The sequence below is a fragment of the Pantoea sp. MQR6 genome, assembly GCF_022761075.1.
In the GTDB taxonomy this organism is placed as follows: Bacteria; Pseudomonadota; Gammaproteobacteria; order Enterobacterales; family Enterobacteriaceae; genus Pantoea; species Pantoea phytostimulans.
The window spans coordinates 510,361-520,875 of record NZ_JAKYXB010000003.1 but is presented as its reverse complement, the minus strand read 5'-3'; the positions used below and the strand labels follow the sequence as shown (position 1 = coordinate 520,875).

Sequence of the window (10,515 nt, the reverse complement as noted above, 5' to 3'; positions counted from 1 at the left end):
TGCTAATCTCAAGTTTTTATTCAACCGCTCAATATTTAAACCACCTGCTCATTTTATGAACCAATTATCGCTTTTTACTCATAAAAAACGGGCCAAAAGGCCCGTTTTTATTTGAGGAGTGTTATTGATGAGCTGTTATTACACCGTCTTTAACATCCATTTCGATAGTTTTGCCCGGAACCAATGCACCGGAAAGTATTTGCTGAGCCAGCGGATTTTCAATCTGCTGCTGAATAGCTCGTTTAAGTGGACGCGCGCCATAAACCGGATCGTAGCCATTCTCACCAAGCAATTTAATCGCTTCACTGGAAATGTGCAGTTTATAACCGCGATCTTCCAGACGCTTATACAAACGCTGCAACTGAATATGCGCGATTGAAGCGATATGTTTCTCAGCTAATGGATGGAACACAACCACTTCATCAATACGGTTAACAAACTCAGGGCGGAAATGCTGCCCTACTACTCCCATGACGATATCTTTCATTTCGCCATAATTGAGATTGCCGAAACGCTCCTGAATCAAATCCGATCCCAAATTCGATGTCATGATGACAACTGAATTGCGGAAATCCACAGTTCGTCCTTGTCCATCGGTTAAGCGCCCATCATCGAGAACTTGCAACAGGATGTTGAACACATCTGGATGTGCTTTCTCTACTTCATCCAGAAGAATGACTGAATAAGGACGACGACGAACCGCTTCTGTTAAATAGCCGCCCTCTTCATAGCCAACATAACCAGGAGGCGCACCGACCAGTCGCGACACAGAATGTTTTTCCATGAATTCAGACATGTCGATACGTACCATCGCGTCATCGCTATCAAACAAGAAGTTCGCCAATGCCTTGCACAGCTCAGTTTTACCTACCCCTGTCGGCCCAAGGAATAAGAAAGAACCGATCGGGCGATTAGGATCCGACAATCCTGCGCGGCTACGGCGAATAGCATTCGATACAGCTTCAACCGCTTCGTCCTGGCCGATGACACGTGCGTGCAGTTCTTGCTCCATACGTAAAAGCTTATCGCGCTCGCCTTCCATCATGCGCGCCACAGGAATGCCGGTCCATCGTGCTAACACATCGGCAATTTCAACGTCGGTAACTCGATTACGCAGCAGCTTCATCATCTTGCCTTCAGCCTGAGTCGCTGCAGCCAGCTGTTTCTCAAGCGCTGGAATCTTGCCGTACTGCAACTCGGACATTTGGCCGAGGTCGCCTAAGCGGCGAGCCTGCTCAAGTGTAAGGCGCGCTTGCTCAAGTTCAGCCTTGATGTTCTGCGTACCGGATAAAGATGCTTTTTCCGCTTTCCACTCATCTTCAAGTTCAGCGTACTCACGCTCTTTTTGATTCAGCTCACTCTCTAACATCTCAAGACGTTTGATGCTGGCGTCATCCGCTTCTTTCTTAAGTGCCTGCTGCTCCAGTTTCAGCTGAATAATCCGGCGTTCAAGACGGTCAAGCGATTCAGGCTTAGAGTCCATCTGCATGCGGATGCTTGAAGCCGCCTCATCAATCAAGTCAATCGCCTTGTCGGGTAGCTGGCGATCAGCAATATAGCGATGCGATAAGGTTGCGGCCGCGACGATAGCCGGATCGGTAATTTGAACGTGGTGATGCAATTCATAACGCTCTTTCAGCCCACGCAGAATAGCGATGGTGTCTTCAACGCTTGGCTCAGCGACGTAGACTTTCTGAAAACGACGTTCTAACGCAGCATCTTTCTCTATATATTGACGATACTCATCCAGCGTCGTCGCGCCCACACAGTGCAACTCACCACGCGCCAATGCAGGTTTAAGCATATTACCAGCGTCCATCGCGCCGTCAGCTTTACCCGCGCCAACCATAGTATGCAGCTCATCAATAAACAGGATGACATTTCCCTCCTGTTTAGAAAGATCGTTCAATACACCTTTTAAGCGCTCTTCAAACTCACCACGGTATTTTGCGCCCGCCACCAGCGCGCCCATATCCAACGCCAGTACGCGGCGGCCTTTTAAACCCTCCGGTACTTCACCATTAATGATGCGCTGAGCCAGTCCTTCAGCAATAGCCGTTTTACCCACGCCAGGTTCACCAATAAGCACGGGATTGTTTTTGGTGCGCCGTTGTAATACCTGAATAGTCCGGCGAATCTCTTCATCACGACCGATTACTGGATCGAGCTTGCCTAATTCAGCACGCTCGGTTAGATCGATGGTGTATTTTTTCAATGCCTGCCGCTGATCTTCAGCCCCTTGATCGCTCACGTTTTCTCCTCCACGCATCTGGTCAATGGCCTTGGTTAGCTTTTCATTGGTTGCGCCAGCAGATTTAAGGATATCTGCCAAAGAACCACGTGAATCGAGGGCCGCCAGAACAAATAATTCAGATGAAATAAAATTGTCGCTGCGCTTCTGCGCCAGCTTGTCACATAAATTGAGCACACGGACTAAATCAGATGAAGGCTGAACATCACCTTCAGTCCCTTCCACTTGAGGCAGACGATCGATCGCCTGCTCTACCTGCGTGCGTAAGGTTGCAACGTCCGCACCTGCAGACGTTAATAATGGACGTACCGTTCCGCCTTCTTGATTAAGCAACGCGCTCATCAAGTGCAGAGGTTCGATAAATTGATTGTCATGTCCCAGAGCGAGGGACTGCGCATCGGCGAGAGCCAGTTGGAATTTGTTGGTAAGACGATCCAGACGCATGATTCCTCCCATTACAGGTCAAAATGCTACTGGAGATTAAATGAGGTCATCCCTCAAAATTTCAAGGTTAATGACCTGAGATAAGAGTAAAAAACATACTAACCGGATCGTCTTATGGCGTAAGGTTATATCAGCCAGATCAAAGTTGCCATACGACCGGTAACACCATCACGGCGAAAGGAGAAGAAATTGTCTGGTTCGCTGAAGGTGCAACGCTTCACAGCGCTAACAGATTGCACGCCTGCCGCCTGCAGACGCTGATGCGCTAATAACACTATATCGGCATAAAATTTATTGCCAACGGGACGGAATGCCGCTGCCGCCTGAGGAGCTTTAGCCATGAAGGCACTGCGTACCTCTGCGCCGACTTCAAATGCATTCGGACCAATTGCTGGTCCAAGCCATGCATGAATCTGATTAGGAGATGAACGAAACTGCGCCAGCGTGTTTTCTAATACGCCATCGCAAAGCCCACGCCACCCCGCATGTGCAGCGGCGACTTCCGTTCCATCTGCCGAGCAGAACAACACCGGTAAACAATCTGCTGTCATTACTGCACACACTACGCCTGCTTGATTAGTAATACATGCATCTGCACGCGGTATCTCTTGTACGGAATGTGGCAGCCGGACAATATCGGTTGTGTGAACCTGATCCAGCCATTGTGGCATTGCGGGCAAGCCCGCTAGCTCCACCAGTCGTTGGCGATTGCTTTCGACATGTGATGACGAATCCCCGACATGGCTGCCCAGATTCAGCGATTTCCAAGGTGCTGTACTCGTGCCGCCATAGCGTACAGTGGAACACGCTCGCACGCGGGACGGTACGGGCCAATCGGGGATAATCAAACTCATAACCAGTCCATTTGATCCTTGAACTCTTCAGTATCCGCTTTCAAAGCGTTAACTAAATCGATCATGTCTTGCGGGATTGGTGCATGAAATTCCATTTCAATACCGGTGATAGGGTGATACAGACGCAGCATGGTGGCATGCAGTGCCTGGCGATCGAAGCCACGTAATGTGGAGATGAACGCTTCAGATGCACCTTTTGGCGGACGTGGACGACCACCATAAAGCGGATCGCCTACCAGCGGATGGTTAATATGCGCCATGTGGACACGAATCTGGTGGGTACGCCCCGTTTCCAGACGCAGGCGTAAACGCGTGTGTGCACGGAAATGCTCCATGATTCGATAGTGAGTAACCGCAGGTTTGCCCATCGGATGCACAGCCATATGCGTGCGCTTGGTTGAGTGACGGCTGATTGGCTCATCAACGGTGCCGCCCGCTGTCATCGTACCGATTGCTACCGCTTCGTATTCACGCGTGATTTCACGCAGCTGCAGCGTTTCGACCAAGTGCGTTTGTGCAGGAACGGTTTTAGCTACCACCATTAATCCAGTGGTATCTTTATCAAGGCGATGGACGATACCTGCGCGCGGAACATCCATTATGGCGGGGTAATGATGCAGCAATGCATTCAGCACCGTGCCATCAGGATTTCCCGCGCCCGGATGCACCACAAAACCACGCGGCTTGTTAATCACCAGGATATCATCGTCTTCATAAACGATGTCGAGCGGCAGATTTTGCGGCTCCCAGCGTTGCGCTTCTTCGATCTCAGCGTCAATGGCGACACGTTCGCCACCTAACACTTTCTCTTTTGGTTTGTCGACAATCGTGTCGTTAACACTAACGCGACGGTTAAGGATCCATTCTTTTATACGAGAACGCGAATAATCAGGGAACAATTCTGCCAAAGTCTGATCTAAGCGTTGTCCGAGTTGTGATTCGGATACCGTTGCGGTGAGTTGAACTTGTTGTGCCATATACAGCTTCTTCGTTAACGTTGGGTTTTCACGGCGATGCCGTTTAATATAATGTGCTATCGTACCTGGTCATTACCGGGAGCTATACGGACAGCTTCCGCCATAACATTTTGAGGATAATCATTTCGTCATGACGCGTATGAAACATCTGGTGGCTGCTGCCACACTGAGCCTGGCCCTTGTGGGTTGTTCCGGCTCTAATGACGCGGTACCGGACAGCCCGCCTTCTGAAATCTATGCCACAGCGCAGCAAAAGCTGCAGGACGGTAACTTTAAAGCGGCGATTAAGCAACTGGAAGCGCTGGATAATCGTTATCCGTTCGGTCCTTATTCACAGCAGGTTCAGCTGGATTTGATCTACGCGTATTATAAAAATGCCGATCTGCCATTAGCACAGGCGGCTATTGCTCGCTTCATGCGTTTGAATCCTACTCATCCAAACATCGACTATGTCATCTATATGAAAGGCCTGACGGATATGGCGTTGGATGATTCGGCGCTGCAAGGCTTCTTCGGCATTGATCGTTCTGATCGTGATCCGACCCATGCCCGTGATGCATTCCGTGACTTCTCGCAGCTGCTGCGCAGTTATCCGAACAGCCAATATTCAGCTGACGCGCAAAAACGTCTGGTCTACTTGAAAGATCGTTTAGCGAAATATGAACTGTCCGTGGCGCAATTCTATACTAAGCGCGAGGCTTATGTCGCGGTCGTTAACCGTGTGGAAGGTATGATGCGCGATTATCCCGATACGCAGGCCACGCACGATGCGCTGTCGCTGATGGAAAATGCCTACCGTCATCTACAACTAAACGCAGAAGCAGATAAAGTGGCAAAGATTATTGCTGCGAATCAAGTCGGCTAATTTTTATTCCGCTTGAAACTAAAAAAGCAGCCTTCAATGGCTGCTTTTTTTATGCTCGGAAAAACATTAAAACCAGTGTTTTCCCGTTGAGCTAACCCATCAACAATGCGCTTTTAACGGTTACGCTTCAAGCCTTTTAACCCGCTTTCTCAGCCTTTCTCACAAATAACTGGCCTTGACAAAAAGTGACATTTTTTCGTGATCTAAATCACACATTTTGTCTGTTTTCGCGTTATGCTGAACTTACCAAGACGGAAATGACAGAGAGGTAAGAAATATGATTCTCAACATTACCAGTAAACAAATGGAAATCACTGCGGCTATCCGCAACCATGTCGAAGACCGTCTCGCCAAGCTAGAAAAGTGGCAAACTGACCTGATTAATCCCCATATTGTCTTGTCCAAAGAACCAAAAGAATTCGTGGCTGATGCCACTATAAATACGCCAAACGGCACTTTGGTGGCCAGCGCCAAACACGACGATATGTATACCGCAATAAATGATTTGATTGCTAAGCTCGAACGACAGCTCAATAAAGTTCAGCATAAAGCCGAAGCTCGCCGCGCAACGACCAGCGTAAAAGATTTCACACCGGCCAGCTAATCACTTCAACGACAAGTTTAACGCGCCTACGGGCGCGTTTTTTATTGACAGCTTCAAATCAGTACGGTTACTCTCAGTTCACTATTTTTGTGGAATTAATCATGAAACAACCTCTGTTTTTCTTCGCTTTCTTTTTTACCTTCCCCTAATTGGGAGGCAATTCGTCGTGTGAAAACGAAAGCGAAGACGAACAACAAAGCCTCCCAACAGGGAGGCTTTTTTATTGGACAGCTTACAGGTGATCTCTATGAATCCCGATAATCCATTACTGGCGTTGCGCGACAGAATCAGCGCGGTCGATGAAAAACTACTGACTCTTTTAGCAGAACGCCGTTCGCTGGCCGTTGAGGTTGCACAGGCTAAACTTGAAACCCATCGCCCTATTCGTGATGTAGAACGCGAACGCGCTTTGCTGGAGCATTTGATCGTACTGGGCAAGAAACACCATTTGGATGCACACTACATCACACGGCTTTTCCAGTTAGTGATTGAGGATTCTGTATTAACTCAACAGGCGCTCCTGCAAAAGAATCTGAACCATCCTCATGCGCAGGCTGCCCGCATTGCTTTTTTAGGTCCAAAAGGTTCCTATTCTCACCTTGCTGCACGTAAATACGCAGCGCGCCATTTTGACAATATGGTTGAAAGCGGCTGTCTTAAGTTTCATGACATTATTAAACACGTTGAAAATGGCTTAGCCGATTACGCGGTATTGCCGATAGAAAATACCAGTTCGGGTTCGATCAATGATGTTTACGATTTGCTTCAGCAAACAAGTTTGTCGATTGTGGGCGAACTGACTTTGCCCATCGATCATTGCGTGTTGATCAATGGCACCACCGATCTTCAGCAGATTGAAACGGTCTATAGTCATCCCCAGCCTTTCCAGCAATGTAGCCAGTTTATTAATCGTTTTCCACATTGGAAAATTGAGTACACCGAAAGTACCGCAGCAGCGATGGAGAAAGTCGCCGCACTCAATTCACCTAAAGTTGCAGCCTTAGGCAGTGAGGCTGGCGGAGAGCTTTATCAGTTACAGGTTCTTGAACGAAATCTGGCGAATCAGCAACAAAACCAGACGCGTTTCATTGTTCTGGCTCGTAAACCGATCGACGTTTCTGATCAGGTTCCCGCGAAAACCACACTCATCATGGCAACAGGACAGCAAGCAGGTGCGCTGGTTGATGCCCTGTTAGTCTTGCGACAACACAACCTGATCATGAGTAAACTTGAGTCACGTCCTATCAATGGAAATCCGTGGGAAGAGATGTTTTACATTGATGTGCAGGCAAATTTGCAGTCGGAAAAAATGCAGCAGGCATTACAAGAATTGAAAACGATGACGCGATCGCTGAAGGTATTGGGATGTTATCCAGGCGAAAATATCGTGCCGGTTGAACCTGGCGAATAAAAGAAAGGCATCCAACGGGATGCCTTTTTATTTACTGCCGGCTGTCGTTCGCCGAACGTAATAAGCTGCGGCTTTCCACCAGGAAGCGTTTGGCATGGTCGCCAAACCAGTGCTCGACCCGATTAAAACTGTTGATGAAGGCTTGCTTATCACCCTGCTCCAGCAAGGTAATCGCTTCGCCAAAGCGTTGATAATAACGTTTTATCAGTGCCAAATTACTTTCTGAAGACATAATAATGTCAGCATACAGCTGCGGATCTTGGGCAAACAAGCGTCCAACCATCGCTAGTTCCAACCGGTAGATTGGCGACGACAGCGCCAATAACTGATCGAGATTAACGTTTTCTTCAGCTAAATGCAGACCATAAGCAAAGGTCGCGAAATGCCGAAGCGCCTGTATGAACGCCATGTTTTGATCATGCTCTACAGCGCTAATACGATGTAAGCGAGCCCCCCACACCTGCATTTGTTCCAAAAACCATTGATACGCTTCAGGTTGACGGCCATCACACCAAACCACAACCTGTTTCGCAAGGCTACCGCTGTCAGGTCCAAACATCGGATGCAACCCCAGCACCGGTCCTCCATGCGCGGCCAGCATCGCCTGAAGCGGGCGATTTTTCACTGAAGCTAAATCAACCAAAATGCAGTCATCAGGCAGCTGCGGCAGCTGCGCTATGACTTGTTCAGTTAAATGAATCGGAACACTGATAATCACCATGCCGGCATCGCTTAGCAGCGATTCAGCCTGCTCCCAATCCGCTTTATCGAGTATTTTTACGGTATAACCTGACAGGGTCAGCATCTTTTCAAATAGCCTGCCCATCTGGCCATTTCCGCCAACGATCACCACTGGACGCAATTCAGGACAAAGCGTTTTGAAACCTTTGTCATTTTCGCTGGTGTAGGATTCACGCATTACGCGGCGCAGCACATCTTCGATAAGATCAGGCGGCACACCCAACGCTTCCGCTTCCTTACGGCGCGACGCCAGCATTGAAGCTTCACGTTCTGGCACATAAATAGGCAAGCCATAACGGCTTTTGACTTCGCCTACCTCAGCGACCAGTTCAAGCCGCTTTGCCAGCAGATCGAGCAGCGCCTTGTCTACATTATCTATTTGATCGCGTAACGCGGTCAGTTCAGCAACCATTGCTCATTACACCTCGTGTGACAGACGCGCCGACAGCACTCCTTGCAGATCCTGATGCATATCACGTAGCAAAACTTCAGTGACTTCCCAATTGATGCAGGCATCAGTGACGGAAACGCCATATTTCATTTCACTGCGTGGTTGCTCAGAAGATTGGCTCCCTTCATTGATATGGCTCTCCAACATCAAACCAATAATCGAACGGTTACCATCTTTGATCTGGGCGACAGCTGACTCAGCTACCCCAGGCTGGCGACGGAAGTCTTTATTAGAATTACCATGGCTGCAATCTATCATTAAGGCTGGACGCAGTCCCGCCTTGAGCATCTCTTTTTCGCATTGTGCAACATCTTCTGGCCCGTAATTTGGCGTTTTTCCACCACGGAGAATGACGTGACCGTCTGGATTGCCTTGAGTTTGCAGCAAGCAAACTTGACCAGACTGATTGATACCGACAAAACGATGTGGCATTGCAGCTGCGCGCATTGCATTGATGGCCGTGCCAAGACTACCATCTGTTCCGTTTTTAAAACCAACCGGCATTGAAAGACCTGATGCCATTTCACGGTGAGTTTGCGATTCAGTCGTACGAGCACCAATCGCCGACCAGCTGAACAGATCGCCTAAATATTGTGGACTGTTAGGATCAAGGGCTTCAGTGGCCAATGGCAGACCCATTTCCACTAAATTCACTAACAGCTTACGTGCAATGTGTAAGCCCCCTTCCATATCAAACGAATTGTCCATATAAGGATCGTTGATCAAACCTTTCCAACCTACGGTCGTACGAGGTTTTTCAAAATAGACGCGCATAACGAGGTACAGCTGATCCTTCAACTGTTCAGAAAGGGTTTGCAGACGGCGAGCGTAATCAAGTGCAGCTTCTGTATCGTGAATTGAACATGGGCCACACACCACCAAAAGACGCGGATCGCGGCCTGCGATAATGTCAGAAATCGTCTGGCGAGATGCAGCAACCTGCTCTTGTTGCTGGGCATTCAGTGGGAATTTCGCCTTTAACTCTTCTGGCGTGATCAATATTTGTTCATCTGCGATATGCACATTATTCAGCGCGTCTTTTTGCATGATTACGATCCTTTTCTCGTTTATGCGGTCAAGGGATCCTCTAAGAGGATGTCGCACACTGTATCATAAAGAGTACGCCTTGCAATTAGTCTGTACATTTTTAATTACTATCAATAAAAATAACGCCTAATAAATAATTTAATTACTTTAAAATAAATAACTTATAGTTACGTTGCGTTTAACCCGCACTCTCAACACTGTAAAGTTATCAGTACAATGCTGAACATGGGCGCTTAAGTGACCTGTGTTAATCTGACGTCACTTTCTGCTTAATTCAGTAATTTCATATGACCGCTCATTTCGCTTCTATTACATTACGTCCATTCACCCTAGAGGATATTTCTGCCTTCACTGCCGCAGTCAATAAATCGCTCGACACTTTGCTTCCATGGATGGTCTGGGCACATGAAAATTATGAGGAAAAAGAAGCAGCCAGCTGGATCAACTTTACTCACTTGCAAAGAGCAACAGGTGAAGCGCATGAATTTGCCATTGTAGATGAGCAAGATCGGCTATTAGGTGGCGCAGGTATTCGCTTTTCACGTTTTCAAGGTGACTTTAGTGCATTGGGATATTGGGTTCGCAGCGATGTCCAAGGAAAAGGCATTGCCAGCCAGGCGGTAAACCAACTGCTTAAGTTTGGATTTGAACGTCCTGCTATTAAAACGATAGAGATCCTGGCAGCAGAGGCCAATACAGCGAGCAGGAGAGTGGCAGAAAAATGCGGAGGGCGTTTTGTTGATTACCGCTACGGGTTGATCATTTTAGACAGCGGTCCGGTTAATACCGCGATTTATCATTTTCATCGGCCACAGAAATAAGCTCACAGAGATTCTGGCGTGATGATGACATTGTGTCCGCAGGTATTTT

At 48.1% G+C, this 10,515-nt stretch carries 10 protein-coding genes and 1 other annotated feature; of the genes, 5 read left to right on the top strand and 5 right to left on the bottom strand.

All coding sequences use genetic code 11. From position 1 onward, the window contains the following. Positions 1 to 121: 121 nt before the first annotated feature. The 3 genes from clpB to rluD form a co-directional block, all read right to left on the bottom strand. Positions 122 to 2,707, bottom strand: coding sequence for an ATP-dependent chaperone ClpB (gene clpB / locus MUG06_RS15260; protein ID WP_243079093.1), 2,586 nt, complete (start codon positions 2,705 to 2,707; stop codon positions 122 to 124). Positions 2,708 to 2,820: 113 nt separating this feature from the next. Next, complete coding sequence (gene yfiH / locus MUG06_RS15255; protein ID WP_243079092.1) at positions 2,821 to 3,549, bottom strand: purine nucleoside phosphorylase YfiH; 729 nt, start codon at positions 3,547 to 3,549, stop codon at positions 2,821 to 2,823. Beyond that, complete coding sequence (rluD, locus tag MUG06_RS15250) at positions 3,546 to 4,526, bottom strand: 23S rRNA pseudouridine(1911/1915/1917) synthase RluD (protein ID WP_215845792.1); 981 nt, start codon at positions 4,524 to 4,526, stop codon at positions 3,546 to 3,548. Before rluD ends, yfiH begins: the two co-directional genes overlap by 4 nt. Before the next feature lie 130 nt (positions 4,527 to 4,656). Here rluD and bamD point away from each other — a divergent pair, with 130 nt between their 5' ends. From bamD to pheA, 4 genes are all read left to right on the top strand, one after another. Next, a complete protein-coding gene (gene bamD / locus MUG06_RS15245; RefSeq protein ID WP_243079091.1) occupies positions 4,657 to 5,391 on the top strand; it encodes an outer membrane protein assembly factor BamD in 735 nt (244 codons plus the stop codon). A 277-nt stretch (positions 5,392 to 5,668) separates the two neighbouring features. Continuing rightward, positions 5,669 to 5,995 (top strand): ribosome-associated translation inhibitor RaiA, encoded by a 327-nt coding sequence (gene raiA, locus MUG06_RS15240; protein WP_215845790.1) that lies wholly within the window; start codon positions 5,669 to 5,671, stop codon positions 5,993 to 5,995. Between the two features lie 100 nt (positions 5,996 to 6,095). Then, positions 6,096 to 6,220: a sequence feature (Phe leader region), on the top strand. Then, positions 6,097 to 6,144: a hypothetical protein gene (locus tag MUG06_RS15235; protein ID WP_193323348.1), complete on the top strand. Its 48-nt coding sequence runs from the start codon at positions 6,097 to 6,099 to the stop codon at positions 6,142 to 6,144. It overlaps the preceding feature by 48 nt. A gap of 22 nt (positions 6,221 to 6,242) precedes the next feature. Continuing rightward, positions 6,243 to 7,406: a bifunctional chorismate mutase/prephenate dehydratase gene (gene pheA / locus MUG06_RS15230; protein WP_215845789.1), complete on the top strand. Its 1,164-nt coding sequence runs from the start codon at positions 6,243 to 6,245 to the stop codon at positions 7,404 to 7,406. 31 nt (positions 7,407 to 7,437) lie between these two features. Here pheA and tyrA read toward each other — a convergent pair whose 3' ends face one another. Continuing rightward, the gene (tyrA, locus tag MUG06_RS15225; RefSeq protein WP_243079090.1) at positions 7,438 to 8,559 is read right to left on the bottom strand and encodes a bifunctional chorismate mutase/prephenate dehydrogenase; all 1,122 of its coding nucleotides are present in this window, start codon (positions 8,557 to 8,559) and stop codon (positions 7,438 to 7,440) included. Between the two features lie 6 nt (positions 8,560 to 8,565). After that, positions 8,566 to 9,645 (bottom strand): 3-deoxy-7-phosphoheptulonate synthase, encoded by a 1,080-nt coding sequence (locus MUG06_RS15220; RefSeq protein WP_243079089.1) that lies wholly within the window; start codon positions 9,643 to 9,645, stop codon positions 8,566 to 8,568. 287 nt (positions 9,646 to 9,932) lie between these two features. Between MUG06_RS15220 and MUG06_RS15215 the strand changes: the two genes are divergently transcribed. Further along, positions 9,933 to 10,466 (top strand): GNAT family N-acetyltransferase, encoded by a 534-nt coding sequence (locus MUG06_RS15215; protein ID WP_243079088.1) that lies wholly within the window; start codon positions 9,933 to 9,935, stop codon positions 10,464 to 10,466. Positions 10,467 to 10,515 lie beyond the last annotated feature (49 nt).

What these genes read in the sequence shown, in the direction of transcription:
- tyrA (WP_243079090.1), bottom strand. Translation starts at nt 8,559, where the DNA reads ATGGTTGCTGAACTGACCGCGTTACGCGATCAAATAGATAATGTAGAC.
- yfiH (WP_243079092.1), bottom strand. Translation starts at nt 3,549, where the DNA reads ATGAGTTTGATTATCCCCGATTGGCCCGTACCGTCCCGCGTGCGAGCG.
- bamD (WP_243079091.1), top strand. Translation starts at nt 4,657, where the DNA reads ATGACGCGTATGAAACATCTGGTGGCTGCTGCCACACTGAGCCTGGCC.
- pheA (WP_215845789.1), top strand. Translation starts at nt 6,243, where the DNA reads ATGAATCCCGATAATCCATTACTGGCGTTGCGCGACAGAATCAGCGCG.
- MUG06_RS15220 (WP_243079089.1), bottom strand. Translation starts at nt 9,645, where the DNA reads ATGCAAAAAGACGCGCTGAATAATGTGCATATCGCAGATGAACAAATA.
- rluD (WP_215845792.1), bottom strand. Translation starts at nt 4,526, where the DNA reads ATGGCACAACAAGTTCAACTCACCGCAACGGTATCCGAATCACAACTC.
- raiA (WP_215845790.1), top strand. Translation starts at nt 5,669, where the DNA reads ATGATTCTCAACATTACCAGTAAACAAATGGAAATCACTGCGGCTATC.
- clpB (WP_243079093.1), bottom strand. Translation starts at nt 2,707, where the DNA reads ATGGGAGGAATCATGCGTCTGGATCGTCTTACCAACAAATTCCAACTG.
- MUG06_RS15215 (WP_243079088.1), top strand. Translation starts at nt 9,933, where the DNA reads ATGACCGCTCATTTCGCTTCTATTACATTACGTCCATTCACCCTAGAG.